The sequence below is a fragment of the Ruicaihuangia caeni genome (genome assembly GCF_029952955.1).
Lineage (GTDB): Bacteria > Actinomycetota > Actinomycetes > Actinomycetales > Microbacteriaceae > Ruicaihuangia > Ruicaihuangia caeni.
Window position 1 is genome coordinate 165761 of sequence record NZ_JASATX010000001.1, and the last position, 26137, is coordinate 191897.

Annotated in this window: 21 protein-coding genes; 17 read left to right on the forward strand and 4 right to left on the reverse strand. The window is 68.2% G+C overall.

What is annotated here, in order from left to right:
* The first annotated feature begins 67 nt into the window (after positions 1–67).
* Entirely contained in the window at positions 68–3178 is a 3111-nt protein-coding gene (locus tag QF206_RS00740; RefSeq protein WP_281487287.1) for an FtsK/SpoIIIE domain-containing protein, read from the forward strand.
* 2 nt (positions 3179–3180) lie between these two features.
* Here QF206_RS00740 and ald read toward each other — a convergent pair whose 3' ends face one another.
* A complete protein-coding gene (gene ald, locus QF206_RS00745) occupies positions 3181–4299 on the reverse strand; it encodes an alanine dehydrogenase (RefSeq protein WP_281487288.1) in 1119 nt (372 codons plus the stop codon).
* A 288-nt stretch (positions 4300–4587) separates the two neighbouring features.
* Between ald and QF206_RS00750 the strand changes: the two genes are divergently transcribed.
* The 6 genes from QF206_RS00750 to QF206_RS00775 are packed head-to-tail and all read left to right on the forward strand — an operon-like array spanning position 4588 to position 9459.
* On the forward strand, positions 4588–5802 hold the full coding sequence (locus tag QF206_RS00750) for an ABC transporter substrate-binding protein (RefSeq protein ID WP_281487289.1): 1215 nt from the start codon (positions 4588–4590) through the stop codon (positions 5800–5802).
* A 3-nt stretch (positions 5803–5805) separates the two neighbouring features.
* A complete protein-coding gene (locus tag QF206_RS00755; protein ID WP_281487290.1) occupies positions 5806–7005 on the forward strand; it encodes an ABC transporter ATP-binding protein in 1200 nt (399 codons plus the stop codon).
* A 2-nt stretch (positions 7006–7007) separates the two neighbouring features.
* The gene (locus tag QF206_RS00760) at positions 7008–7934 is read left to right on the forward strand and encodes an ABC transporter permease (protein ID WP_281487291.1); all 927 of its coding nucleotides are present in this window, start codon (positions 7008–7010) and stop codon (positions 7932–7934) included.
* Positions 7931–8725, forward strand: coding sequence for an ABC transporter permease (locus tag QF206_RS00765; RefSeq protein ID WP_281487292.1), 795 nt, complete (start codon positions 7931–7933; stop codon positions 8723–8725). The genes QF206_RS00760 and QF206_RS00765 overlap by 4 nt, the downstream gene beginning before the upstream one ends.
* A gap of 46 nt (positions 8726–8771) precedes the next feature.
* Positions 8772–9257, forward strand: a complete 486-nt coding sequence (locus QF206_RS00770) for an OsmC family protein (protein ID WP_281487293.1) — start codon at positions 8772–8774, stop codon at positions 9255–9257.
* A gap of 19 nt (positions 9258–9276) precedes the next feature.
* Positions 9277–9459: a hypothetical protein gene (locus QF206_RS00775; protein ID WP_281487294.1), complete on the forward strand. Its 183-nt coding sequence runs from the start codon at positions 9277–9279 to the stop codon at positions 9457–9459.
* Here QF206_RS00775 and gabT read toward each other — a convergent pair.
* Positions 9446–10789, reverse strand: a complete 1344-nt coding sequence (gene gabT / locus QF206_RS00780; RefSeq protein WP_281487295.1) for a 4-aminobutyrate--2-oxoglutarate transaminase — start codon at positions 10787–10789, stop codon at positions 9446–9448. The two genes, QF206_RS00775 and gabT, sit on opposite strands and share 14 nt — an antisense overlap.
* A 144-nt stretch (positions 10790–10933) precedes the next feature.
* Here gabT and QF206_RS00785 point away from each other — a divergent pair, with 144 nt between their 5' ends.
* The 3 genes from QF206_RS00785 (at position 10934) to QF206_RS00795 (ending at position 14446) form a co-directional block, all read left to right on the forward strand.
* Positions 10934–11902 carry an FKBP-type peptidyl-prolyl cis-trans isomerase gene (locus QF206_RS00785; protein ID WP_281487296.1) on the forward strand — a complete coding sequence of 323 codons (969 nt, stop codon included), beginning with the start codon at positions 10934–10936 and terminating at the stop codon, positions 11900–11902.
* Between the two features lie 10 nt (positions 11903–11912).
* Positions 11913–12992, forward strand: a complete 1080-nt coding sequence (gene dxr, locus QF206_RS00790; RefSeq protein WP_281487297.1) for a 1-deoxy-D-xylulose-5-phosphate reductoisomerase — start codon at positions 11913–11915, stop codon at positions 12990–12992.
* Between the two features lie 125 nt (positions 12993–13117).
* Positions 13118–14446, forward strand: a complete 1329-nt coding sequence (locus QF206_RS00795) for a M50 family metallopeptidase (RefSeq protein ID WP_281487298.1) — start codon at positions 13118–13120, stop codon at positions 14444–14446.
* An 89-nt stretch (positions 14447–14535) separates the two neighbouring features.
* On the opposite strand, the gene QF206_RS00800 is transcribed toward QF206_RS00795, so the two are convergent.
* A complete protein-coding gene (locus tag QF206_RS00800; protein WP_281487299.1) occupies positions 14536–15717 on the reverse strand; it encodes an acetyl-CoA C-acetyltransferase in 1182 nt (393 codons plus the stop codon).
* Positions 15718–15905: 188 nt separating this feature from the next.
* On the opposite strand from QF206_RS00800, the gene QF206_RS00805 reads away from it, so the two are divergent.
* The 4 genes from QF206_RS00805 to QF206_RS00820 all read left to right on the forward strand — a co-directional run bounded on the left by QF206_RS00805 (position 15906) and on the right by QF206_RS00820 (position 21395).
* Positions 15906–16601: a hypothetical protein gene (locus QF206_RS00805; RefSeq protein ID WP_281487300.1), complete on the forward strand. Its 696-nt coding sequence runs from the start codon at positions 15906–15908 to the stop codon at positions 16599–16601.
* Between the two features lie 96 nt (positions 16602–16697).
* A complete protein-coding gene (ispG, locus tag QF206_RS00810; protein WP_281488095.1) occupies positions 16698–17828 on the forward strand; it encodes a flavodoxin-dependent (E)-4-hydroxy-3-methylbut-2-enyl-diphosphate synthase in 1131 nt (376 codons plus the stop codon).
* Between the two features lie 56 nt (positions 17829–17884).
* Positions 17885–19312 (forward strand): MFS transporter, encoded by a 1428-nt coding sequence (locus tag QF206_RS00815; protein ID WP_281487301.1) that lies wholly within the window; start codon positions 17885–17887, stop codon positions 19310–19312.
* Between the two features lie 301 nt (positions 19313–19613).
* Positions 19614–21395 (forward strand): proline--tRNA ligase, encoded by a 1782-nt coding sequence (locus QF206_RS00820; RefSeq protein ID WP_281487302.1) that lies wholly within the window; start codon positions 19614–19616, stop codon positions 21393–21395.
* Here the strand turns inward: QF206_RS00820 and QF206_RS00825 are convergent.
* Positions 21392–21718 carry a hypothetical protein gene (locus QF206_RS00825; protein WP_281487303.1) on the reverse strand — a complete coding sequence of 109 codons (327 nt, stop codon included), beginning with the start codon at positions 21716–21718 and terminating at the stop codon, positions 21392–21394. The two genes, QF206_RS00820 and QF206_RS00825, sit on opposite strands and share 4 nt — an antisense overlap.
* A gap of 172 nt (positions 21719–21890) precedes the next feature.
* Here QF206_RS00825 and nusA point away from each other — a divergent pair, with 172 nt between their 5' ends.
* From nusA to infB, 3 genes are all read left to right on the forward strand, one after another.
* The gene (nusA, locus tag QF206_RS00830) at positions 21891–22922 is read left to right on the forward strand and encodes a transcription termination factor NusA (RefSeq protein ID WP_281487304.1); all 1032 of its coding nucleotides are present in this window, start codon (positions 21891–21893) and stop codon (positions 22920–22922) included.
* A gap of 63 nt (positions 22923–22985) precedes the next feature.
* Positions 22986–23237 carry a YlxR family protein gene (locus tag QF206_RS00835; RefSeq protein ID WP_281487305.1) on the forward strand — a complete coding sequence of 84 codons (252 nt, stop codon included), beginning with the start codon at positions 22986–22988 and terminating at the stop codon, positions 23235–23237.
* Positions 23238–23340: 103 nt separating this feature from the next.
* Positions 23341–26043: a translation initiation factor IF-2 gene (gene infB, locus QF206_RS00840; protein ID WP_281487306.1), complete on the forward strand. Its 2703-nt coding sequence runs from the start codon at positions 23341–23343 to the stop codon at positions 26041–26043.
* The last annotated feature ends 94 nt before the right edge of the window (positions 26044–26137 follow it).

A 26137-nucleotide genomic window follows, 5' to 3' on the forward strand; every position in this document is an offset into this window, starting at 1 on the left:
TGGCATCGAATCGAGTGGCCGACAGTTGACGGCTACTTCGCGGCATCCCGCCTGTTGGACTCGCCCGATGCAGGATTCTCCACCGCGCATCACGCTGCCAGCGCGACCCGCACCGCCCCCACCGCCGGCGTTCCCGCTCATGGCGCTGATCGCGCCGGTGCTCGGAGCGGCGGTGCTGTGGGCGGTCACCCGCTCGCCCTATGCGCTCGTCTTCGCGGTCCTGGGCCCCGTCATCGCCCTCGGCACCATGGTCGACGCGCGACGTCAGCGACGCAAGGCGCTCAGGCGCAGCAGGCGCGAGCATGCAGAGGCCCTGGAGCGCGCCGGGCAGCAGATCGATCAAGCGCATGCGAGAGAACGCCGCCAAGCCTGGGCGGCCTCGCCAGGATTCGGAGCGGTGGAGGCGGTGCTGACATCACCTGGGGCTCTTGCGGGCCTCCCATCTCGTGCCGACGAGCCCATCGTGCTCGGCTCGGCACCGCTGACGAGCAGGCTCCGCCTCGACACGCCGAGCGACGCTGCTGGGTCGGCAGAAGCGTCGGGCTCGCACGACGACTTCGACACCGCTGTGCAATCGCTCGCCGACCGTGCCGCACTGCTGGCCGATGCTCCTGCGCTCGCCGATGCGTCGAACGGCGTGATCGTTCGCGGGCCGGCTATCGCGGCGAAGGCGGTGATCCGTTCACTCGCGCTGCAATTGTTCGCGCGTTCCGATGCTGACGCCATCATCGAGGCGGGCGAGACGCATCGCGCGTGGGCAGGGCCGCTCCTCGCTCAGGAGTGCCAGCGCTCGCCGAACGCTCCGAGCCTTCCACACACTGATCCTGACGGCGACCCGGATGCGGTGCGCGTGATCCGACGAGCGGACGGCAACGAACTGGGCTGGTTCGCGCGGGACCCTGCCTATCGGCTGCGTGCGGGTCTGCCGAGTGCCGCAGCGGCGATCGAACTCCCGGGTGAGTCGGGCGAAGGTGTGCTGGTGCGCGCGACCGCGGTTCGCGGAGCACTCGGCATGCGCGCCGGTGAGCGGCGAGCGCTCGCGGTTCGTCATGTCGATGAGGCCCACGCGCGCGCGATCGCTCGCGAACTGCAGCGGATGAAGTCTCCATCCGCTGACGCGGCAGACGCAGGCTCGACGACGGCCACCGACCCCGAGTTGCCCGGGCGGCTCACCTTCTCGTCGCTGCCTCATGGATCGGTGGATCCTGCACCAGGATCGCTCAGCGCCGTCATCGGCGCTGACCGCCACGGTCGTCCCGTCGAGCTCGACCTCGTGCGCGGACCCCACGCGCTCGTGGCGGGGATGACCGGCACGGGGAAGAGCGAGTTGCTCATCACCTGGGTGCTCTCTTTGGTGCGAGGCCGTTCCCCTGATGACGTGGTCGTGCTGCTCGTCGACTTCAAAGGCGGCGCCACTTTCGCCGGGTTGGCCGCGCTGCCGCACTGCGTCGGGATCGTGACCGATCTCGACCACGCAGGCGCGGCGCGCGCGCTCCACAGTTTGGAGGCAGAACTCCGGTTCCGCGAAGAGCGCCTCTCGGAGCGTCGGTGCCGCAGCATCGACGATGACGGGCACGGGCTTCCCAGGCTCGTGGTCATGATCGATGAAGCAGCGGCGCTCATGCGAGCGCATCCCCCCATCGGACGGCTGCTCGCTGACATCGCCTCCCGCGGTCGGTCACTCGGAGTGCACCTGGTGCTGTGCACACAACGACCGACAGGGGTGGTCGATGACGATGTGCTCTCGAATACAGGGATCAGGGTGTGCTTGCGCGTCAACAATCGTGCCGACAGTGTCGCTGTGATCGGCGACGGAACGGCGCACGACCCCGATGACACGCCTGGCCGCGCCTGGATCGCCGGGCGGGAGTCGCCGGTCCAGCTCGCCATGGCGACTGCTTCCGACGTCGACAGAATCGTGGCAGGGTCGCCGGCCCCCAGCGCACCGCTCCGACGGCCCTGGCTCGACCCGCTGCCGTCGTTCATCACGCACAACGAGCTCGCCCGCGTGGCAGGGCGCGTCTCGCGCAAGACCGACACGAGCCCGACAGCAGCGCCGTGCACGCGTTCCTTCGCGAGCCCGTTCGCGATCGGCGCGGTCGACCTCCCGCGCGAGCAGCGTCGGGAGTTGGCGGTGTATGCGCCGCACAGGGATGGGCCTCTGCTGATCGTCGGCGCCCGCGGTTCCGGCAAGTCGACGCTGCTTCGATCGCTGCAATCGGCTCTGCCGCATCAGCCGATGCCGGCGCGCGGCGTCGAAGCGGTCTGGGACGCCGTGGAAGCTGCGGATGCCGCGAGTCCGGGGCCCCGAGAGATGTCGCGGATGTTGCTCCTTGACGACATCGACGCAGTGCACGGGCTGCTCGACGAGGAACAGCGGGCGGAGCTGACGGCCCGCCTGAACCGCATCATGCGGGCCGATCGTGCGGTGGTCGTCATGACGGCTCGCCGGGCAGCACCGGTGGTGCAGCAATTGCTGCACCACTTCGACTCGCGCCTCCTGCTGAGGCTGACCGACCGGCACGACCACCTGATGCTGGGCGGCGACCCGCAGTTGTACTCGTCTGTACTCGGCCCCGGAGCGGGAGAGTGGCGGGGCGCACGCATCCAGCTGGCCATTCCCGACGGGGGCCACGCGTTCTCGGGCGATGGCCGCGGCGACTCACGAGCAGACTCGCCATGCTCGGTGAACTCAGAGTCGGTGAACCCAGAGTCGGTGAACCCAGAGTCGGTGAGCAACGACGCTGCGCGGCCGCGCTCGTCAGATTCCGCCGCCGCCGGGTTCGACGCTCGGTTGTTCCAGCTCCGCGACGACCGTGACTACGCCGTCGTGACAGGCGCGCCCGAGCGGGCGCTTGAACTGCTGCGACGAGCAGCCGACGAGGGCCGCGATCTCAGTGATCGGCAGTTCATCGTCGCGCTCCCTTCGCAGGCCGAGCTCGCCGTCTCAGAGGGAGGGGTGCGGCGCGCACTCGTGGCGCACCCCGACGAATGGCTCGCCGCCTGGGGAGTGCTGCAGAACCTGCAGCGTGACTACGACGTGATTGCGCACGAGATCACGGCTTCGCAGGTGCGCCAGCTGACGGGCGAGCGCCGCGCGCTCCCGCCGATCACTCGCGCGGATGCCGCTTGGCTGCTGCGCCGGGGCCAGCGCCCGCAGCGCATCAGCCTCGCGTGACCTCAGGCGGCCAGCGCCTCGTCCAGCGGCAAGTGCTCGAGCCCGGCCGCGCTGGCGACCGGCGCGCTCACGATGCCGCCATCGTGCGTGTTGAGGCCCGCCGCGAGCGCCGCGTCCGCCCGCAGCGCGTCCCTCCAGCCGAGGTTCGCCAGCGCTCGCACATATGGCATGGTCGCGTTGGTCAGGGCATAGGTCGACGTGTGAGCAACCGCTCCAGGCATGTTCGAGACGCAGTAGAAGATCGACTCGTGCACCCGGAAGGTCGGGTCTGCGTGCGTCGTCGGGCGACTGCCCTCGAAGCATCCGCCCTGGTCGATCGCGATGTCGACCAGCACGCTGCCGGGTCGCATGCGGGAGACCATCTCATCGGTCACCAGCTTCGGCGCTCGGGCGCCAGGGATCAGCACGGAGCCGATGACGAGATCCGCATCGATCACGGCTCGATCGATCTCGAACGAGTTCGACGCAACGGTGCGCACGCGTCCGGCGTAGTGGGCGTCGATCTCGCGCAGGCGCTGCAGATTCGTGTCGAGCACGGTGACGTCGGCGCCGAGGCCAACGCTGACCGCCACCGCGTTCGTGCCGGCCACACCGCCGCCCAGCACGACGACCTTCGCCGGGTAGGTGCCAGGCACCCCGCCGAGCAGCTTGCCGGGACCGCCGGCAGGCCGGAACATCGCCTGCGCGCCCACGAGGGGAGCGAGTCGCCCCGCGACCTCGCTCATCGGCGCAAGCAGCGGCAGCGCCCTGTTCGGCAGTTGCACCGTCTCGTAGGCGATTGCTGTCATCTTCGACTCGAGCAGCGCCCGCGTCAGCGCGGGCTCCGCCGCGAGGTGAAGGTAGGCGAAGAGCACGAGATCGTCGCGGAAGTACCGGTACTCGCTCTCCACCGGCTCCTTGACCTTCAGCACCAGTTCGCCGCGCTGCCATGTACTCGCGGCATCCGGAAGCAGCGTCGCTCCGGCCGCGGCGTAGTCGGCGTCACTGATCGACGCTCCTTCGCCGGCACCCTGCTGCACGAACACCTCATGGCCTGAGGCGACAAGGTCGTGCACTCCCGATGGGGTGATCGCCACCCGGTACTCGTTGTTCTTGATCTCGCTTGGAACCGCGACCCTCATCGCTACTCCTGTCAATCGGGCGCCCGCGACGTCGGGCGTGCGAACACGTCGGCTATGCGCCCGGCCGATCGAGCGCCTCCGACGAGCCCAGCGTAGCGCTTTGCAAGCGCGTTTCACGATGGATTTCGTCGTAGTGATGGTGCAACGGAGACTGAATCCGAAGAATCTGAGCGAGAAACCGGCGATTTGCTCGTTTCGTTATCACTGCAGTGCCGCTGATATGCAACGATCGTTCCAGCGCTCTCAACGATGGGGCGCAGGACGCCCTTGGATCGAAGGAGTTCCCCGATGGCCGCCCGCAATCTTCCCGAAGACCCGCTCATCCGCCGGCTCGTGATCGAGGCGCGCCGTGCGCAACTGTCGCGGCGTGCACTGCTCACCGGTGTCGGCGGCGGCGCCGCGGCCTTGTCGCTCACAGCCTGCGCCGGAGGCACGGGAACGGAACTGAAGCCCGCCGAAGACAAGTCGGCATCCGACAAGACCGTGAACTGGGTGAACTGGCCGCTGTACCTCGATGAAGACGAGAGCGGCAATCACCCCACGCTGCAGCAGTTCGAGGATGAGACCGGCATCAAGGTCAACTACAGCGTCGACGTCGACGACAACAACATCTACTACGGCAAGGTCAAGGACCAGCTCGCGCTCGGGCAGGACATCAAGGCCGACACGGTCGTGCTGACGGAGTGGATGGTGTCGCGGTGGATCCGTCTCGGCTACACCCAGGAACTCAACCACGACAACATCCCCAACATGAAGAACCTGAACCCGGCCCTCGCGGATCCCGACTACGACCCGGGTCGCAAGCGCACCATGCCCTGGCAGGGCGGTTTCGCCGGCATCTGCTGGAACAAGGAGAAGGTTCCGAACGGCCTCCGCAGCGTCAGTGATCTCTGGAACCCTGAGCTCAAGGGTCGCGTCGGCGTGCTCAGCGAGATGCGCGACACCATGGGCCTGCTGATGCTGGAGCAGGGCGTCGACATCAGCGGAGACTGGGGTGCCGAAGAATTCGGCAAGGCCCTCGACGTACTGCGTGAGCAGGTGAGCTCGGGGCAGATTCGCAATGTGAAGGGCAACTCGTACAGCGAGGATCTCGCGAACGAAGACACGCTTGCCGCGATCTGCTGGTCGGGCGACATCACGATTCTCAACGCGGAGGCGGGCGAGGAGAAGTGGGAGTTCGCGATTCCGGATGCCGGCTGCACGCTGTGGAACGACCTCTTCCTCGTACCGATCGGCTCTCCCCGCAAGACGAACGCGGAGAAGCTCATCAACTTCTACTACGAGCCCGAGATCGCGGCAGAAGTCGCCGCCTGGGTGAACTACATCAGCCCGGTGGTTGGCGCCCGCGAGGCGGCCGTTGCGATCGACCCTGCTCTCGCCGAGAACCAATTGATCTTCCCCAGCGACGAGACGCTCGCGAAGGCGCACACCTTCCGCACCCTCGACAGCGGCGAGGAGCAGGAGTTCGGCGCCGAGTTCCAAAGCATCCTGCTCGGAGCCTGATACATGAGTAAGAACGAATTCGGCACCTCAGGTGCCGACCTCGAGCTGCGCGGGGTCTCCAAGCGGTTCCCTGGCTTCACTGCGATCGAGGAGCTCGATCTGACGATCCCGGCCGGATCGTTCTTCGCGCTGCTCGGGCCGTCCGGCTGTGGCAAGACGACGACGCTGCGTATCGTGGCGGGCCTCGAGGAGCCGACCACGGGTCGGGTTCTCATCGGCGGCAAGGACGTCACCGACGCCAAGCCGTTCCAGCGTCCCGTGAACACGGTGTTCCAGAGCTACGCGCTGTTCCCGCACATGACGGTGATCGAGAACATCGCCTTCGGGCTGCGCCGTCGGCGCATCGAGGATCCGCTGGGAAAGGCGCGCGAGGCGCTGCGTCTCGTCGAGCTGGAGAACGTCGCTCAGCGCCGTCCCGCCCAGCTGTCGGGCGGGCAGCAGCAGCGCGTCGCCCTCGCGCGAGCGATCGTCAACCGTCCGGCGCTCCTGCTGCTCGATGAGCCGCTCGGCGCGCTCGACCTCAAGCTGCGTCGGCAGATGCAGCTCGAGCTGAAGGAGATCCAGGCGCAGGTGGGCCTCACTTTCCTGCACGTCACGCACGACCAGGAAGAGGCCATGACCATGGCCGACACCGTCGCGGTCATGAACAAGGGGCGTATCGAGCAGATGGGCGCCCCGGAAGAGCTCTACGAGCGCCCGCGCACGGCGTTCGTCGCCAACTTCCTGGGACAGTCGAACCTGTTCGGCGGCAAGGTGGTCTCGTCGAGCGACGAGTCGATCGTGGTCGATGTCCACGGCTACCGGGTCGAGGTTCCTCGCGCACGCTCGCAGCGCCACAGCGGCGAGGTCGCAGTCGGCGTGCGCCCGGAGAAGATCGAGCTCCACGCGAACGAGCCGGTGCCGGCATCCGGAATCAACATCGTCGGTCCCGGACGGGTCACCGACGTGTCGTTCAGCGGAGTCAGCACCTCGTACCAGGTGAGTCTGCCCGGGCTCGGGGTGGTCACGGTCTTCGCCCAGAACCGCAGCTTCGGACCTGTCGTGCACGAGGGCGAGCAGGTGTGGCTGAGCTGGCACGTCGAGCACGGATTCGGGCTCGAGGACGAGCCGGAGCAGCTTCCGAAGTTCGCCGCCGACGACGACACTCAGTCGATCGCGGCGCAGCGACGCCGCCAGCTCCAGACGGAGCTCGAGGGAGCCTGAGCATGGCGTTCGGAGCGTTCTCCAGCGGTGCGGCACCCGGGGTCGCAACCGTTCAGGAAGGCCCGCGGCGCAAAAGCCGCGTCGCGCTGTTCCTGCTGCTGCCGGGCATCGCCTATCTCGCGCTGTTCTTCCTCGTGCCGCTCATCTCGTTGCTGCTCACGAGCTTCATGGCGCCGCGCGAGTTCGGAGACATCGGCCAGTTCGACTACGCGTTTCGCTGGGAGAACTACGTCAAGGTCGTCGAGACCTACTTGCCCCACATCCTGCGGTCCTTCGGCTATGCGGCGATCGCGACAGTGCTCGCGCTCATCATCGGGTATCCGCTCGCGTACTTCATCGGCGTCAACCTCAGAAGGTTCCCGCTTGTGCAGGCGCTCGCCCTGGTGCTCGTGATCGCACCGTTCTTCATCAGCTTCCTGCTGCGCACGCTGGCGTGGAAGCAGATCTTCGCCGATGAGGGCCCGGTCGTCGGGGCGCTGAATGCGCTCTCACTGATGGGCCCGGGTGATCACATCACAGGCACGCCCGCGGCGGTGGTCTTCGGTCTCACGTACATGTTCATCCCGTTCATGACGCTGCCGATCTACACCTCGCTCGAGCGGCTCGACCTGCGGTACGTGGAGGCGGGCGGCGATCTGTACGCCTCGCCGTGGACGACGTTCCGCACGGTCACGCTCCCGCTGTCGATGCCTGGTGTGGTGTCCGGCACGCTGCTGACATTCATCCCGGCATCCGGCGACTACATCAACGCCAGCCGCGACTTCCTCGGAAGCACGGAGACGGCCATGATCGGCAACGTCGTCGAGACGAACTTCCTGATCCTCCAGAACTACCCGGCTGCCGCGGCACTGTCGATCATCCTCATGGCGACGATCCTGATCCTGGTGGGGGCATACGTGCGGAAGAGCGGAACGGAGGATCTCGTATGAGGGGCTTCGGCAGGTACGCGCTCGCCGTCTACAGCGTGATCGCGTTGACGTTCATCATGATCCCGATCGTCTACACGATCGTGTTCAGCTTCAACGACGCCAGGCGCACGAACATCATCTGGCGCGGCTTCACCTTCGACAACTGGCTACAGGTCTGCCGTGCGCAGGACGTCTGCATCGCCTTCGGCAACAGCATCATCGTGGCGCTCGTCGCGACGCTGCTCGCGACCGTGCTCGGCACGATGATCGCGATCGCTCTCGTGCGGTACCGGTTCCGGTTCCGCGCAGCGACCACGCTGCTGCTCTTCCTGCCCATGGCGACCCCTGAGGTCGTGCTCGGTGCGGGGCTCGCCGCCCAGTTCCTCGCGGCGGGTGTGCAGAAGGGCCTCGTCACGATCATCATCGCGCACACGATGTTCTGCATCAGCTTCGTCGTGGTGACCGTGCGCGCTCGGGTCGCGTCGCTCGATCCGGCGCTCGAGGAGGCAGGCCGCGATCTGTATGGCTCGCCGCGGCAGGTGTTCTGGCGCATCACCTTCCCGTTGCTCCTGCCCGGCATCATCGCCGCTGCGATGCTCTCGTTCGCGCTCAGCTTCGACGACTTCATCATCACGAACTTCAACGCCGGTTCCACGATGACGTTCCCGAAGTACATCTACACTGCGGCGGCGCGCGGCATCCCGGCCGAGGCCAACGTCATCGCCTCGGCCGTGTTCTTCCTCGCGATCGTCATCGTGATCGTCGTGCAGGTGACGAACGCGGCCAGACGCAAGCGGCTCGCGCTGCGCTGAGGTCGACATCCCCGGGAGGCCGCGACCGGCGGCCTACGCTGGCGACATGGAGCAGGAGCACCGATTCGCGGTCGAGGTCGAGTGGACCGGCAACCGGGGGAGCGGCACGAGCAGTGCGCGGGCGTTCGAGCGCGAGCACATCGTGCGCGCCCCGGGCAAGCCGGAACTGGCCGGGTCGGCGGCGCCGGTGTTCCGCGGCGACGCGGCCCGGTGGAACCCGGAAGAGCTGCTCATCGCTGCGCTCTCGCAGTGCCACATGATGAGCTACTTCTACGCTGCGGTGCAGCACGGCATCGTGGTGACCGGCTATCGCGACGCCGCGACCGGCGTCATCGAAATGGAAGGAGCGGCCGGGCAGTTCACCTCGGTCACGCTGAGGCCCGAGGTCACAGTCTCACCGAGCGAAGCGCTGACCGCCGATCCGGGGCTCGCGGACCGGCTGCACGATGAGGCGGAGCGCCTCTGCTTCATCGCACGTTCTGTGAACTTCCCCGTGCACCACGAGCCGACCACCAGAGTGACCGCCGGCTGACCACGGACGCGCTGGCGGGATGCCCTGGCCGGATGCCGTGGCCGGATGCCGCGGCGGCGACTTCAGCGCGGTGAGCCCAGCGCTGTCAGCCCCGCGGCATCAGCTCAGCGGCATCAGCTCAGCGGCATCAGCTCAGCGGCATCAGCTCAGCGGCATCAGCTCAGCGGCATCCGCTCAGCGGCATCCGCTCAGCACTGGTTGACCGACACCTCGAAGTCGTCGAGCGCCTCTTCGATCACGCTCATGGCGTCATCGATGAGGGCATCGCTGATCACGACCGATGGCAGGAAACGCAGGACGCTGTCCCAGCTGCCCGAGTCGAGCGGGATGACACCCCGCGATGTGGCGTACGAGATCACGTGCTTGAGCGCCTCGGGGTTCGGCTTCTTGGTTCCCGGCAGCACCAGTTCGACGCCGAACATCGCACCTCGGCCGCGCACCTCGCCCACGAAGCTGTAGCGCTGGGGCCAGCCGCCGATCCGCTCTCGCAGCGTGCGCTCGACACGCTGCGCTTCGCCCAGCAGGTCATCGCGTTCGATGATCTCGAGTACTTTCAGCGCCGCCGCCGCAGAGACCGGGTTGCCGCCGAAGGTGCCGCCGATGCCTCCCGGCTGCACGGCGTCCATGACCTCGGCGCGGCCCGTGACCGCTGCGATCGGCATGCCGCCGCCGAGCCCCTTGGCGATGGTGACAAGGTCGGGCACCACATCGTGGTGCTCGATGGAGAACCACTTGCCCGTGCGGGCGATGCCCGCCTGGATCTCGTCGGCCACGAACAGGATGCCGTTCCGGCGGCAGTAGTTCGCGATGCGCTGGAAGTAGCCCTCTGCCGGGATGACGATGCCGCCATCGCCCTGGATCGGTTCGGCGAAGAACGCAGCGACCTCGCTCGCGCCGATATGCGTCTCGATGTAGTCGATGGTCCGTTCGGCCGCTTCCGCACCAGAGAGGCCGTCTCGGAACGGATAGCTGATCGGCACGCTGAAGATGTCGCCCGGGAACGGTCCCATGCCGGCGCGTTCGGGCCAGGGGCGATACGTCATCGCCATGGTGAGGTTCGTGCGCCCGTGGAAGGCGTGGTCGAGGGCGACGATCACGCGTCGCCCCGTGTACTTGCGCGCGATCTTCACGGCGTTCTCAACCGCTTCTGCGCCCGAGTTGACGAGAATCGAATGCTTCTCGAAGTCGCCGGGGGTGAGTTGTGCGAGCTTCTCGGCGACCTTCACGTAGTTCTCGTACGGCGTGACCGTGAACAGCGTGTGGGTGAGCCTCGCGGCCTGCTCGGCCACTGCGGCGGCGACCTCCGGATTCGCATGCCCGATCGTCGTGACGCCGATGCCGCATCCGAGGTCGATGAGCTGGTTGCCGTCGACGTCGCGCAGGATCGCGCCCGATCCCTGCTCCATGTAGATGTTCGCCAGCGTGCCCGCACCGCGCGAGACGCTGGCCTCGCGCCGCTGCTGCAGCGCCTTCGACTTCGGACCCGGCAGGTCGGTGACGAGCTTGCGTTCCTGTTCGACCGTGAACTCCATGCCGCCCAGCCTAGGGCTGCCCGCTGCCACCACCGTGACAGGGGACGGTGTCATGGCACGCGTTGAGCCGGTTGTCAGCACAGCCGAAGCCACGATGCGCGAAGATGGAGCATTCGTCCTGTCTCTCTCACGAAGGTTTTCCGCGTGCGCGCATTCGCTGCCCTGACCGTCACGGTCGCCCTCACCGCCGCCCTCGCAGGCTGTGCGGCGAACCCCGACACCGACTCGAATCCCGATGAGAGCGCCGCTCCCTCGCCGGCAGGCTCGACCGACTGCCTCGCGAGCGGCGGCAGCGGCGTCGACGCGGTGAGCGTCACGGGCGAGTTCGGCACGACTCCGGTCATCGAGTTCGAGGCTCCGCTGTCGGTGGAGAAGACGCAGCGCGCTGTCGCGATCGAGGGCGATGGCGATCTCATCGCCTCGGGCGACGACGTCAACGTCTACTTTGGGCTCTGGAACGCCACCACCGGCGAAGAGATTCCCGGCACGGGCTTCACCGAAGGCGCCGAGGTGCCGATGGCGGTCGATGAGCAGCAGATTCTGCCCGGCCTGGTGAAAACCTTGCAGTGCGCGCCCGAGGGCAGCCGGGTGGTCGGAGTGCTGCCGCCCGCCGACCTGTGGGGCGCTCAGGGCCTCGCCGACCTCGAAGTCAAGGGCACGGATTCGCTCGTCTTCGTCGCCGACATCGTCTCTCGTGTCAAGCCGCTCGAGCCCGCGACCTGGACCGAGAACGTGCCCACAGTCGACCTCGAGAGCGAGGCGCCGGTCGTCACCCTGCCGCAGACCGAGCCGTCGCCTGAGCTTCAGCTCGCCGTGCTCGAAGAGGGCAATGGCGATGTCGTGGAGGATGGCGCGACCGTGACGGTGCACTACCAGGGCACATCCTGGAACACCGGCGAGATCTTCGATCAGAGCTACACCCGGGGCGAGCCAGCGACCTTCTCGACCGACGGCGTGATCCCCGGCTTCGCGGCGGCGATGATCGGTCAGAAGGTCGGCTCGACGGTGATCGTGACGATCCCGCCGAAAGATGCCTACGGGCCCGAGGGTGCGGGCCATGCGCTGAGCGGCCAGACACTCGTCTTCCTCATCCAGATCGAAGACGCGCAGTAGCGTAAGCGCCATGCGCCGCGTGATCATCCTGGGGTCGACGGGCTCGATCGGCACCCAGGCGCTCGACGTGATCGAGGCGAACCGAGATCGCTTCCAGGTCGTCGGCCTGGCGGCGGGCCGGAACGGCGAGCTGCTGGCCGAGCAGGCGCGTCGATTCGGGGTGGCCGAGACGGCGCTCGGAGCGGCGGATGCTGCACAGCTCGTTCGCGGGGTCGACGCCGACGTGGTGCTCAACGGCATCACGGGTTCCGTCGGCTTGGAACCGACGCTCGCCGCACTGGAGTCGGGCGCCACGCTCGCCCTCGCGAACAAGGAGAGCCTCATCGTCGGCGGCGACCTGGTGAAGGCCGCCGCTGCACCGGGCCAGATCGTGCCGGTCGACTCCGAGCACTCGGCGATCGCCCAGGCGTTGCGCGCCGGTGCACCGGACGAGGTGCGCAGGCTTGTGCTCACAGCATCCGGTGGACCGTTCCGTGGCCGCTCAAGGGAATCGCTCGCGGCGGTCACACCGGCGGAGGCGCTCGCCCACCCGACGTGGGACATGGGCGTGGTCGTCACCACGAACTCGTCGACCCTTGTGAACAAGGGTCTCGAGGTGATCGAGGCGCACCTGCTGTTCGACATCGACTTCGACCGCATCGACGTCACAGTGCATCCGCAATCGATCGTGCACTCGATGGTCGAGTTCGTCGACGGATCCACCATCGCGCAGTGCTCGCCGCCCGACATGCGGCTGCCGATCTCGCTCGGCCTCGATTGGCCCAATCGGGTTCCCGGCGTCGGTGCCCCGCTCGATTGGACCACTGCGAGCCAGTGGACCTTCGAGCCGCTCGACGACGAGGCGTTCCCTGCGGTGACGATGGCGAAGGAAGCGGGCCGGGCGGGTGGAACCTTCCCGGCCGTGTTCAACGCCGCCAACGAGCAGGCCGTGCACGCGTTCCACGCGGGCGCGATCGGCTACCTCGACATCATCGACACGGTGCGCGCCGTGGTCGAGCGGCACGAGAGCGGCGACCCGAGCCTCGAAGGGGTGCTCTCCGCGGAGCGCTGGGCCCGTGCCGAAGCCGACGCGATCATCGCTCGGGGTTGAGCCCGGACCCTCTCCCACCGATCGGTGCGCCGGCCTGCTGCAGCTCGTACGCGGTTCCCGGGCGAGCAACGCGAACCGCGTCGGCTCAAAGCTGCTTCATGGCCAGCGATCGCTAGCCTGAGCGGGTGGAGAGCGTGCTGCTGTACATCGTGGGCGTGCTGATCATCGTGATCGGCCTGGCGCTCTCCATCGGGCTGCACGAGATCGGGCACCTCGTTCCTGCGAAGAAGTTCGGCGTCAAGGTCGGCCAGTACATGATCGGGTTCGGTCCGACGCTGTGGTCGCGCCGACGGGGCGAGACCGAATACGGGGTCAAGGCGATCCCGCTGGGCGGCTACATCTCGATGGCGGGCATGTACCCGCCCGAGAAGGGACGCAAGTCGGCGCGCACCTCGAGCACCGGCTTCTTCAACGCCCTGGTGCAGGATGCCCGCACCGCGTCTGCAGAGAGTGCAGTCGATACCGACGAGCAGCGCCTGTTCTATCGGCTGCCGATCTGGAAGCGCATCATCATCATGCTCGGCGGGCCGGCCATGAACCTGCTGATCGCGGTGGTGCTCTACGCGGTGCTCCTGATGGGGTTCGGACTGCAGACGCCGAGCACCACGCTCGGCAGCGTCTCGGAGTGCGTCATCCCAGCGGGCAGCACGGCGACCTCCTGCAGCGCCGACGACCCGCTCGCCCCGGGCGCAGAGGCGGGGCTCCGGCCCGGTGACCGCGTGGTCTCGATCGCGGGCGAGCCCATCGACGACTGGAGCGAACTCTCGGCCACCATCCGGCAGCACGCTGGGGAGACGGTGCCGTTCGACATCGTGCGCGATGGCCGGGAGCAGACCCTTTCGGTGACGCCCTTGCTCACCGAGCGGTACGTCTACACAAAGGATGGCCAGATTGAGATGGATGCCGCCGGCCGGCCCGTCACCGAAGAGGTGGGCTTCGTCGGGGTCGGTCCTGCGTACGAGCGAGTGCAGCAGCCCGCGACCGCTGTGCTCCCAGCCGTCGGTGACAACCTTTCCGCAGTGGTGAACATCGTCCTGCACCTGCCGCAGCGCATGGTGGAGGTCGCGCAGGCCGCCTTCGGCACCGAGGCCCGCGATCCGAACGGACCGATCAGCGTCGTAGGGGTGGGCCGTATCGCGGGCGAGATCGCGAGCGTCGATACTGCGCCGATCGTCGACCGTGCGGCGGGACTCGTGGGCCTGGTCGCAGCGCTCAACGTGGCGCTCTTCGTCTTCAACCTCATCCCGTTGATGCCGCTCGACGGCGGGCACGTCGCCGGTGCCCTCTGGGAGGGCCTGCGACGCTGGTTCGCTCGGGTCTTCGGCAGGCCCGACCCGGGCCCCGTCGACACAGCGCGGCTCGTGCCGATCACTCTGGGCGTCGTCGCTGTGCTCGGGGTGATGAGCGCACTGCTCATCTACGCCGACATCGTGAAGCCCGTCAGCATCCTCTAGCCCCGTCGCACGAACCGCGGAGCGCGGTTCAGCGGCAGCGGGAACTCAGCGCTGCAAACTCAGCGTTGCGGGTTCAGCTGTGCCGCGAATCAGCGGTAGAGGATGAGCGCGTCGCCCTGGCCGCCGCCCCCGCACAACGACACCGCAGCCTTGCCGCCACCGCGGCGCGCGAGTTCGTGCGCGGCGTGCACGGTGAGTCGGGCGCCCGACGCGCCGACCGGGTGGCCGATCGCAATGGCACCGCCGTGGATGTTCACGATGTCGCTCGAGATGCCGAGGTCGCGCATCGATTGGACGGCGACCGCTGCGAACGCCTCGTTGATCTCGATGAAGTCGAGGTCGCCGATCTGCCATCCCTGACGCAGCAGGGCCTGCTCGATCGCGCGAGACGGCTGCGAGTGCAGTGAGTTGTCAGGCCCGGCCACTCGGCCGTGCTTGCCCACGATCGCGAGCCACTCGTACCCGTTCCTCTCCGCCCACTCCCGATCGGCGACGACGAGCGCTGCCGCACCATCGCTGATGGGCGACGAGTTGCCCGCCGTGATGGTGCCCTCCGGGTCGAAGGCCGGCCGCAGCTTCGCGAGGGTCTCCACGGTGCTGTCGGGGCGCACGCCCTCATCGGTCGTGATCGTCGTGACCTCGCCCTTGCGTCCCGTGATCTCGACCGGCGCGATCTCGGCATCGAAGAGTCCGGATGCCTGGGCCGCGGCGGCGCGCTGGTGGGAGGCCGCGGCAACGGCATCCTGATCCTCCCGAGAGATGCCGAGACGGCTCAGCGGACGTTCCGTCGAAAGCCCCATCGACTCGTGATCGAAGGCGTCCAGCAGGCCGTCGTGCTCCATGTGGTCCACTGCGGCCACGGCGCCGTAGCCCCAGCCCATGCGCGTACCGAGCAGAAGGTGGGGCGCCTGGGTCATCGACTCCATGCCGCCGGCGACCACGACCTCGGCGTCGCCCTCCCTGATCATGCGAGCCGCATCGATCACCGCGCTCACGCCTGAGAGGCACACCCGGTTGATGAGCGTGGTCGGTACGTTCCACCCGATGCCCGCACGGATGGCGGCCTGCCGCGCCGGGTTCTGTCCCGCGCCGGCGGGAAGCACCTGGCCCATGATGACGTGCCCGATCTGCTCTGCCGGCACACCGGAGCGCTCGAGCGCTGCCTTGATGGCAACCGTTCCGAGGTCGACGGAGCTCTGCGATGCGAGCTGGCCCTTCACGCGCCCCTGCGGCGTGCGCGCTCCCGACAGGATCACGACTTCATTCGGCATGTACGGCTCCTTCGCCCCGGTCGTTCGAGCACGCACCTGGCGCTCCACTGCTGCAATCGACAGTAGCAAGCGCGGATGCTGCCGAGCGCACGCGGCATTCGTTACGCCTTCGAGATCGCTTCCCTGCCAAGCTGGCCGACATGTTGGGCAGTCGCCATCTGGAACGCGGGCGCGGAGGAGTCAACACCGTGCGGGCCGCGATTGTCAGCGCGCTCGCAATCGCGGTGCTCAGCTCGTGCGCCGCGTCGCCGGTCGCGAAGCCGCAGTCGACCTCCTCTCCGCAGCCGGCATCGCCCACCGCTGAGCCGCCAGCGAAGGTGGCGGCGATCGTGGTCGCGCCGACGATGCTCGAGTTGGCTGATGCCGAAGGTCGCGTGCTCAAGCGGCTGAGCTACGACCTCGACGCAGTCGAGTTCACCGACGAGCTCGTAGCCGCGATCGGGAGCGCTCCAGAAGTGGTCGAGTGGCCGGGGCAGTGCTGCCATGACCCGCGCACCACCTACTACCGCTGGCCCGGTTTCATCGTCGGCGACGACCATCCCGGCCATTTCGCCGACGACCTCACCACCTGGGTCGACGAAGACGGCCCCGATGTGAGGGCCATGAATCTCGCGGTGTATGTGAAGTCGGCTTCGGTCGGCGAGCTCGAGATCCGCACGCCCTCCGGGTTCCGGATAGGCGATGATCTCGACGCGCTCGCCGCCGAGTACGGGGTGGCCTACGACCCTGCAGGCGAATGGGCTGAAATCCCCCTTGAACACGGTGCCGAACTCGGCCCATCCGAGGTTCCGGGGGAACTCAACGCCTACTTCGTGGTCGTCACCCGTGGCGGCGAGACGATTCAGCTCAAAGCACCGGAGCAACTCGGGGTCGGGCGCACCTGACCGCCCGAAGGGTCGCCGTCGAACCTGATGGGTACCGCTCCGGCTATGCGCAGGCTCCAGAAGTAGACTCGTCGCGTGGCTGCAGTGAACCTCGGTATGCCGAGAATCCCCGAAACGCTTGCTCCGCGGCGAAAGTCCCGCCAGATCAAGGTCGGCAAGGTGCTCGTGGGCGGAGACGCGCCCGTGAGCGTGCAGTCGATGACCACGACGCCGACAACGAACATCAACGCGACGCTGCAGCAGATCGCCGAGCTCACCGCATCCGGCTGTGACATCGTGCGCGTCGCCGTGCCGAGCCGCGACGATGCAGAGGCGCTCCCGATCATCGCGAAGAAGAGCCAGATCCCGGTCATCGCCGACATCCACTTCCAGCCCAACTACGTGTACGCCGCGATCGACGCCGGCTGCGCTGCGGTGCGGGTCAACCCCGGCAACATCCGTAAGTTCGACGACCAGGTCGGTGAGATCGCCCGGCGCGCTCAAGCAGCGGGCGTCAGCCTGCGCATCGGAGTGAACGCGGGCTCGCTCGACCCCCGCCTGCTCGAGAAGTACGGCAAGCCGACCGCCGAGGCGCTCGTCGAGAGCGCTGTGTGGGAGGCGAGCCTCTTCGAGGAGCACGACTTCCACGACTTCAAGATCTCGGTCAAGCACCACGACCCGATCGTGATGGTGAAGGCCTACCGCCAGCTCGCCGAACGGGGCGACTGGCCGCTGCATCTGGGCGTCACCGAGGCGGGCCCGGCCTTCCAGGGCACCATCAAGAGCGCCACGGCCTTCGGCATCCTGCTCGGCGAGGGCATCGGAGACACCATTCGTGTCTCTCTCTCCGCACCGCCCGCCGAAGAGGTCAAGGTCGGGCTTCAGATCCTCCAGTCGCTGAACCTGCGAGAGCGCAAGCTCGAGATCGTCTCGTGCCCCAGTTGCGGGCGCGCCCAGGTCGACGTGTACTCGCTCGCCGACCGTGTCACCGCCGGACTCGAGGGCATGAGCGTGCCGCTGCGCGTCGCCGTGATGGGCTGCGTGGTGAACGGTCCTGGTGAAGCGCGCGAAGCCGACCTCGGCGTCGCGAGCGGCAACGGCAAGGGCCAGATCTTCGTGAAGGGCGAGGTCATCAAGACCGTGCCGGAGGCGGAGATCGTCGAGACCCTGATCGCCGAGGCGAACCGCATCGCAGCGAGCATGCCCGCGAGCGAGAGCGGCGAACCCACGGTCACCGTCGGCGCGTGACGAAGCCCGTGTGCTGACGATCGACTGATCCGACGGAACTGATCCGAGGGGCGAGGATGCCTGTTGTGACGGATGTCGCTGCCGTGGACGTCGCGCGCGTCCAACGGCGCACCCTCGGTGTTCTCGCGACCGGTCAGGTGCTCAGCGGCGTGGGCATGGGGTCGACGCTCTCGCTCGGCGCCTTGCTCACGGAGCACGTCTCCGGCGAGGCCGCCCTATCGGGTCTCGCAGCGACCATGCTCACGCTCGGCGCGGCTGCGCTCGCCATTCCGCTCGCGCGAGTCGCCGCGCGCACTGGCCGGCGGATCGCCCTCGCTTCGGGCGGCGCGCTTGCGGCCCTTGGCGCAGTGGTCATCATCGCCGCCGCAGCGTGGATGCAGTTCTGGCTCCTGCTCGTGGGGCTCGCGGTGCTCGGCGCCGGCTCGGCCGTGAACCTTCAGGCCAGATTCGCCGCCGCCGATCTCGCGTCACCCACTCGCCGTGGGCGCGACCTCTCGCTGGTGGTGTGGGCGACGACGATCGGCGTGGCAGTCGGTCCCAACCTGCTCGAGCCGGGGGAGATCGTCGGCGGGGCCATCGGGCTGCCCGAACTCACGGGCGGGTTCGCCTTCGCGATCCTCGCGCAGCTCGCAGCGATGACGCTGTACCTGAGCGCGCTACGACCCGACCCGCTGCTCACGGCGCTCTCGCTCGAGAGCAGGGCTCCCGCATCCGCCGCTCCGCAGGACGCGTCTACTGCGCCAGCAGCCGCAGCCGCAGCCGCAGCGGCATCGGCGTCGGTGGGCGGCGAGACCGACGTGAGCACCGCGACCGGGCCGGTGCTTCTCGGCGCGGCGGAACCTGCTGAGGAGGCTGCCGAACGAGCAGGCGCCGCGGTTGCCCGGACGAGGCGAGTCGGCCCCTTCAGCATCCTCGTCGAGAAGCCGCGAGCCCTCATCGCCATCGTCGCCGTGGTGCTGAGTCACGCGACCATGGTCGCGGTGATGGCGATGACGCCTCTGCACCTCACGCAGCACGGCGGCACGCTCGTGATCGTCGGCATCGTGATCAGCATGCATACGGCGAGCATGTACGCGCTTTCGCCGTTGTTCGGCTGGCTCAGCGACCGCTTGGGCCGGGTGCCGGTCATCGTGCTCGGGCAACTCGTCTTCGTCGCCTCCCTCGTGCTCAACTGGGTCGCCGGTGGCGATCATGCGACCGTCGGCATCGCGCTCGCGCTCCTCGGCCTCGGCTGGTCGGCATCGACGGTGTCCGGCTCCGCCATGCTCACCGACGCGCTCGAGCCCGGCGAACGGGCACGCGTGCAGGGGCTCTCCGACACAGCGATGAATCTCGCCGGTGCCGGCGGCGGCGCCCTCGCGGGGCTCATCATGGCGCTGCTCGGCTACGGCGGCCTGAACGCCCTCACGCTGCTGCTCGTCGCGGGAGTGCTGGCGGCGCTCGCCCTCGGCATCCGCCCGCTCCGCCCCGTCCGCGCAGCCTGAGCGCCCCCGCGCGCCCCCGCGCTCGCGCCGCCTGCCCCGCCCGCGCGGCTGCCCTTCCGCGCGCCCCGCGGCTGCCCTTCCTCGCGCCCCGCGGCTGCCCTTCTTACCCCCTGCCCCACCCTCGCGTTCGAACCCCTTCGAGATGACAGAATCTGCGCGCTCCGGGCCCGAAAAGGTGCCGATCGTGTCATCTCGGCGGAGTGGATGCTCGCACACGGGGAGACGGGGCGGCGGCGAGACGGCGGGGGAGCCGGAGGCGGGGGAGAAAAGGGGGCGGGATGCCGCGAACTAGACTTGCGGCGTGGTCACCCGTCTCTCCCACCTCTTCCTCCGCACGCTCCGCGAAGACCCCGTCGACGCCGAGGTCGCCAGCCACAAGCTACTGGTGCGCGCCGGGTACATCCGCCGCCAGGCGCCGGGCATCTTCGCCTGGCTGCCGCTCGGGCTGCGGGTGAAGGCCCGCATCGAGACGATCATCCGCGAGGAGATGGCCGCGGCGGGTGCGCAGGAGGTGCATTTCCCGGCCCTGCTGCCGCGCGAGCCCTATGAGGCCACCAACCGCTGGACCGAGTACGGCCCGAACCTCTTCCGACTGCAGGACCGGCGAGAGACCGACTACCTGCTCGCGCCCACGCACGAGGAACCGTTCACGCTGCTGGTGAAAGACCTGTACTCCTCGTACAAGGACCTTCCCGTCACGCTCTACCAGATCCAGGACAAGTACCGCGACGAGGCGCGCCCCCGTGCGGGCCTGCTGCGCGGCCGCGAGTTCACCATGAAGGACGCCTACTCCTTCGACGTCACCGACGAGGGGCTCGCCGAGAGCTACCAGGCGCAGCGCGACGCCTACGAGCGGATCTTCACGCGGCTCGGGCTCGAGTACGTGATCGTCCAGGCGGATGCCGGCGCGATGGGCGGGTCGCGCAGCGAGGAGTTCCTGCACCCCACCGAGGTCGGCGAAGACACCTTCGTGCGCTCGGCCGGGGGATACGCGGCCAACGTGGAGGCCTACCAGACGCCCGCGTCCGAGGCGCTCCCGATCGACGGGCAACCTGAGCCGATCGTCGTCGATACCCCCGACTCGAGCACGATCCTCGGGCTCATCGATGAGCTCAACACCAATCAGGCACGCACCGACCGCGCATGGCTCGCGTCCGACACGCTGAAGAATGTCGTGCTGGCGCTCACGCACCAAGACGGCTCACGCGAACTCGTCGTCGTCGGGATGCCGGGCGACCGCGAGGTCGACATGAAGCGCGCCGAGGTGGTCTTCGCGCCCGCCGATGTGGAACCGGCATCCGAGTCGGACTTCGCCAAGCACCCGCGGCTCGTGAGGGGCTACCTCGGGCCGTGGACGCCAACTGGGGCCGTGCTCGGCGAGACGTCGAGCAGCGGCATCCGGTACCTGCTCGATCCTCGCGTCGTCGAGGGCACCGCCTGGGTCACCGGCGCGAACGAGCACGGCAAGCACGTGCTGAGCCTCATCGCCGGCCGCGACTTCACCGCCGACGGCGTGGCTGACATCGCGGAGGTGCACGAGGGAGACCCGGCACCGGATGGCTCCGGGCCGATCGAGGCCGCGAGGGGCATGGAGATCGGCCACGTGTTCCAGCTCGGCCGCAAGTACGCCGAGGCGCTCGGGCTGCAGGTGCTCGACGAGAACGGCAAGCTGGTCACCGTCACCATGGGCTCGTACGGCATCGGAGTGACCCGCATCATGGCGGTTCTCGCCGAGACGAACCATGACGACAAGGGGCTCACGTGGCCGGAGCAGGTCGCGCCCTTCGACGTGCACGTGGTCGCAACAGGCAAGGATGCCGCGGTCTACACGATCGCCGAAGAGCTCGTTTCGCAGCTGGAGGGCTTCGGACACGATGTGCTGTACGACGATCGCCCGAAGGTGTCACCGGGCGTGAAGTTCGGCGACGCCGAACTGCTCGGCGTCCCACGAATCGTGATCGTCGGGCGCACGGCCGCTGACGGCATTGTCGAATTGTGGAACCGCCGCACCGGCGAGCGTGAGCAGGTCGCGATCGCCGACGTCGTGAGCCGGCTCTCTGCGGCAGAAGCGAGCGCGAACTAGGCTGTGCCGGCCGCGCCGTCCATGCGTTCGACCTGAGGAGTCTGCCTCGCCTCCACAGGGCCGGCCGGTGCTAGCGCCGTTGCCGAATTGATCTTGGCGATCACGATCGAGACGCCGACGAACACGGCTCCCAGTGGAATGCCGATCTGGGCGACCGCCTGTATGGCGAAGTCGATCACTGTGTACTCGATCGGCCTATCCCAGAGGGCGTTCGATAGCGCCACTGTGACTGCGCCGGCGAAGTAGCGAGCAACCATGGCGAGAGCGATCAGCGCAATGCCGACAGAGCGGACTGTCCTGACCTCAGCGATCATGTGCGCCATACCACTCCCTGCTTTGGGTCGCCGTGCGTCACACCGTATTTCTCGCGGGGGTGAAAGTCGAGCACCGGATGCGGCGGCATCCGGTGTCGTAGAATGATGCGTTCCGGTGCGGCGCCGTGCCGGGTCGGGTGCGGAAGCGCACCCGCTGAGATCTGAATATTGGAGGCCCTCGGTGGAGATTGACCTGAGCGTGCTGCGCACGATCGAGCGCGAGCGTGAGATCCCTTTCGAAGAGCTCGTGAGCATCATCGAGCAGGCCATCCTGACGGCGTACCTCAAGCACACCTCGGCCGGTGAGCCGCACCCGCACGACGAGCATGCGGCGGGCCAGCACGGCCACGGCGAGCACGGCGGTCGCGCGCGGGTCGAGCTCGACCGCAAGACCGGCCATGTCACGGTGTACGTTCCCGAGCTCGACGACGAGGGCAACCAGATCGGCGAGGCCGTCGACAGCCCGAGCGACTTCGGTCGAATCGCCGCATCGGCGGCGAAGCAGGTGATCAACCAGCGCCTGCGAGACATCGCCGACGACGCGGTGTTCGGCGAGTTCCGCGGTCGCGAGGGCGACATCGTGGCGGGCGTCATCCAGCAGGGACCGAACCCGCGCATGATCCACATCGACCTCGGCACCATCGAGGCGATCCTGCCTCCCGAGGAGCAGGTGCCCGGCGAGGACTACACCCACGGCACCCGCCTGCGCGTCTATGTGACGAGCGTGACCAAGGGCCTCAAGGGGCCTTCGATCACCGTCTCTCGCACGCACCCCGCTCTGGTGCGCAAGCTCTTCGCCCTCGAGGTGCCTGAGATCGCGAACGGTGTCGTCGAGATCGCCTCGCTCGCTCGGGAAGCCGGGCACCGCACCAAGATCGCGGTGCGCGCGCTCGAGCCGGGAGTCAACGCGAAGGGCGCCTGCATCGGCGAACTCGGCCAGCGCGTGCGTGCGGTGACCGCCGAGCTCAACAACGAGAAGATCGACATCGTCGATTACTCCGACGACCTCGCCACCTTCGTCGCGAACGCGCTCTCGCCCGCCAAGGTCACGAGCGCCTTCGTCATCGACGAGGGTCTGAAGGCCGTGCGCGCCCTGGTGCCCGACTACCAGCTCTCGTTGGCGATCGGCAAGGAGGGCCAGAACGCTCGACTGGCCGCGAAGCTCACCGGTGCGCGCATCGACATCCAGCCCGACAGCGTGCTCGACGACTGATCGCGCTCCTGACATCACGCCCCGCGCCCGGAGCGGACCGACTCTCAGGAGAGGGGGAGTAGGATGGAGCCCGTCAGAACTTGCCTGGGGTGCCGACAACGCGCTCCGCGTTCCTCGCTTCTGAGGGTCGTGGCGCGAGATGGAGAGGTCGTGGCGGATGCCGCGGCCGTGCTCCCCGGGAGGGGTGCGTGGGTTCATCCCACGCGTGCCTGCATCGACACGGCGGTGAAACGCAACGCTTTCGGGCGGGCGCTTCGAGCGGGTCGAGCGGTGCAACCCTCGGAAGCGCTGATCAACCTCAGCATCAACGAATAGACAGGCTGAATGGCAATGGACAACTCATGAGCGGCTCGAAATGAGACCCGTCCACCACTAATGTCTGCGCCCCTGTCGGGTCGCGGACCCAGACAGGAGAACTGTGGCGAATCCACGCGTGCACGAGATCGCGAGCGAACTCGGCATCGACAGCAAGACTGCCCTTGAGAAGCTCAAGGAGCTGGGCGAGTTCGTAAAGGGACCGTCCTCCAGCATCGCGCCCCCGGTTGCGCGACGGCTGCGCGCCGCCTTCGAGAAGGACGGCATCAAGGCGCCCGAGAAGAAGGCCGCGCCCAAGGCCCCGGCCCCGGCCCCGAAGCCCGCTTCGAAGCCGGCTGCGCCGGTCGCCGAGGCGTCCGCTGAGCAGCAGCCCGCACCCAAGTCGGTCGCCGAGCGACAGGCCGAGGCAGCGGCGGCGGCCAAGGCCGCCGGCGAGCCGACTCCGGCGCAGCCCGGCCCGGCGGCTCCTGCCGCGGGCGGCCCGAAGCCCGGTGCTCAGGCGGCGCCCCGACCCGGTGCGCCGCGCCCCGGCAACAACCCGTACAGCAGCAACCAGGGCATGCCTCGTCCGGGCGGACCCCGCCCCGGCAACAACCCCTTCGCGTCGACCCAGGGCATGGCCCGGCCGACCCCGAACTCGATCCCTCGCCCGGCAGCGCCTCGTCCGGGTGCGCCCCGCCCGGGTGCTCCTCGTCCCGGCGCTCCGCGGCCCGGCGGCTTCCGCCCCGGCCAGCCCGGTGGTGCTCAGCACCAGCAGCGTCAGCGTCCCGGTGGCGGCGGTCCGGGTGCCGGTGGCCCCGGTGCCGGTGGCGGCTTCCGTCCGGCTGGCGGCTTTGCCGGTCGCCCCGGCGGTGGCGGCCGTGGCCGTGGCAGCACGGCAGGTGCGTTCGGCCGCGGTGGCGGCAAGAGCAAGGCGCGCAAGTCGAAGCGCACGAAGCGCCAAGAGTTCGAGATGCGTCAAGCGCCGTCGCTCGGCGGGGTCAGCGTTCCCCGCGGTGACGGCAGCACCATCATCCGCATGCGTCGCGGCGCATCGATCTCCGACTTCGCCGAGAAGATCGACGCCAGCCCTGCGAACCTCGTGACCGTGCTGTTCCACCTCGGTGAGATGGCCACGGCGACCGAGTCGCTCGATGAGGCGACCTTCGAGGTGCTCGGCGACGAGCTCGGCTACAAGATCCAGATCGTCTCGCCTGAAGACGAAGACCGCGAGCTGCTCGAGACCTTCGACATCGACCTCGAGCAGGAGCTCGAAGACGAAGATGACTCGGTGCTCGAGATCCGTCCGCCGGTCGTCACCGTCATGGGTCACGTCGACCACGGTAAGACCCGACTGCTCGACGCGATCCGTCAGGCGAACGTGGGCGCCGGCGAGGCCGGTGGCATCACCCAGCACATCGGTGCATACCAGGTATGGACCGAGCACGACGACATCGAGCGCGCGCTGACCTTCATCGACACCCCCGGTCACGAGGCGTTCACCGCCATGCGTGCCCGTGGTGCGCAGGTCACCGACATCGCGATCCTCGTGGTCGCGGCCGACGACGGCATCATGCCCCAGACGGTTGAGGCGCTGAACCACGCCCAGGCCGCAGGCGTGCCGATCGTGGTCGCAGTGAACAAGATCGACAAGCCTGAGGCCAACCCGGCCAAGGTGCGCCAGCAGCTCACTGAGTACGGCCTCGTGGCCGAGGAGTACGGCGGCGACGTCATGTTCGTCGACGTGTCGGCGAAGAACAACGTCGGCATCACCGAGCTCCTCGACGCGGTGCTGCTCACCGCTGACGCCGGTCTCGACCTGCGCGCGAACCCCGACAAGGCGGCGCGCGGTATCGCGATCGAAGCGAAGCTCGACAAGGGCCGCGGTTCCGTCGCAACGGTGCTCATCCAGTCGGGAACGCTGCGAGTCGGCGACGCGATCGTCGCCGGAACGGCCTACGGCCGCGTACGCGCGATGCTCGACGAGAACGGCGACGCGGTCGACGAAGCTCGTCCGTCGCGTCCCGTGCAGGTGCAGGGCCTCTCGAGCGTGCCGCGCGCCGGCGACACCTTCATCGTCACCGATGAAGACCGCACCGCGCGTCAGATCGCCGAGAAGCGCGAAGCCGTCGAGCGCAACGCACAGCTGGCGAAGGCCCGCAAGCGCATCAGCCTCGAGGACTTCACCCGTGCACTCGAAGAGGGCAAGGTCGAGTCGCTCAACCTCATCATCAAGGGTGACGTGTCGGGTGCCGTCGAGGCGCTCGAGGAGTCGCTCATGAAGATCGAGGTCGACGAGAGCGTTCAGCTCCGCATCCTGCACCGCGGTGTCGGTGCGGTGACGGAGTCCGACATCGACCTCGCGACCATCGACAACGCGATCGTGATCGGCTTCAACGTCCGCCCCGACGTCAAGGCCCGCGAGCGCGCTGCGCGCGAGGGTGTCGATGTGCGTTTCTACTCGGTCATCTACTCGGCCCTCGAAGACATCGAGAACTCGCTCAAGGGCATGCTCAAGCCCGAGTATGAGGAAGTCCAGTCGGGCGTGGCCGAGATCCGCGAGGTCTTCCACTCGTCGAAGGTCGGCAACATCGCCGGTGTGATCGTCCGTTCGGGCACGATCACGCGCAACGCCAAGGCGCGCGTCATCCGCGATGGCGTCGTGCTGGCCGACGGTCTGGCGATCGAGTCGCTGCGCCGGTTCAAGGACGATGTCACCGAGGTCCGCGAGGGCTTCGAGTGCGGTATCGGTCTGGGCAAGTTCAACGACATCCGCATCGGCGACGAGATCGAGACGATCGAGCTCAAGGAGAAGCCGCGGGTCTGATCCGCGACTTCACCGCACGGATGCCTGGGGCGCCGGATGCTGGCCGACAACGGTCCGCATCCGGCGCCCGCCGTCTGCCCGCAACCGCGCGGGC

What these genes read in the sequence shown, in the direction of transcription:
- QF206_RS00800 (WP_281487299.1), bottom strand. Translation starts at nt 15,717, where the DNA reads ATGCCGAATGAAGTCGTGATCCTGTCGGGAGCGCGCACGCCGCAGGGG.
- QF206_RS00765 (WP_281487292.1), top strand. Translation starts at nt 7,931, where the DNA reads ATGAGGGGCTTCGGCAGGTACGCGCTCGCCGTCTACAGCGTGATCGCG.
- ispG (WP_281488095.1), top strand. Translation starts at nt 16,698, where the DNA reads ATGCCGAGAATCCCCGAAACGCTTGCTCCGCGGCGAAAGTCCCGCCAG.
- QF206_RS00775 (WP_281487294.1), top strand. Translation starts at nt 9,277, where the DNA reads ATGCCCTGGCCGGATGCCGTGGCCGGATGCCGCGGCGGCGACTTCAGC.
- QF206_RS00760 (WP_281487291.1), top strand. Translation starts at nt 7,008, where the DNA reads ATGGCGTTCGGAGCGTTCTCCAGCGGTGCGGCACCCGGGGTCGCAACC.
- QF206_RS00750 (WP_281487289.1), top strand. Translation starts at nt 4,588, where the DNA reads ATGGCCGCCCGCAATCTTCCCGAAGACCCGCTCATCCGCCGGCTCGTG.
- QF206_RS00825 (WP_281487303.1), bottom strand. Translation starts at nt 21,718, where the DNA reads ATGGCGCACATGATCGCTGAGGTCAGGACAGTCCGCTCTGTCGGCATT.
- QF206_RS00740 (WP_281487287.1), top strand. Translation starts at nt 68, where the DNA reads ATGCAGGATTCTCCACCGCGCATCACGCTGCCAGCGCGACCCGCACCG.
- ald (WP_281487288.1), bottom strand. Translation starts at nt 4,299, where the DNA reads ATGAGGGTCGCGGTTCCAAGCGAGATCAAGAACAACGAGTACCGGGTG.
- QF206_RS00835 (WP_281487305.1), top strand. Translation starts at nt 22,986, where the DNA reads ATGGAGCCCGTCAGAACTTGCCTGGGGTGCCGACAACGCGCTCCGCGT.
- QF206_RS00815 (WP_281487301.1), top strand. Translation starts at nt 17,885, where the DNA reads ATGCCTGTTGTGACGGATGTCGCTGCCGTGGACGTCGCGCGCGTCCAA.
- gabT (WP_281487295.1), bottom strand. Translation starts at nt 10,789, where the DNA reads ATGGAGTTCACGGTCGAACAGGAACGCAAGCTCGTCACCGACCTGCCG.
- QF206_RS00770 (WP_281487293.1), top strand. Translation starts at nt 8,772, where the DNA reads ATGGAGCAGGAGCACCGATTCGCGGTCGAGGTCGAGTGGACCGGCAAC.
- dxr (WP_281487297.1), top strand. Translation starts at nt 11,913, where the DNA reads ATGCGCCGCGTGATCATCCTGGGGTCGACGGGCTCGATCGGCACCCAG.
- QF206_RS00755 (WP_281487290.1), top strand. Translation starts at nt 5,806, where the DNA reads ATGAGTAAGAACGAATTCGGCACCTCAGGTGCCGACCTCGAGCTGCGC.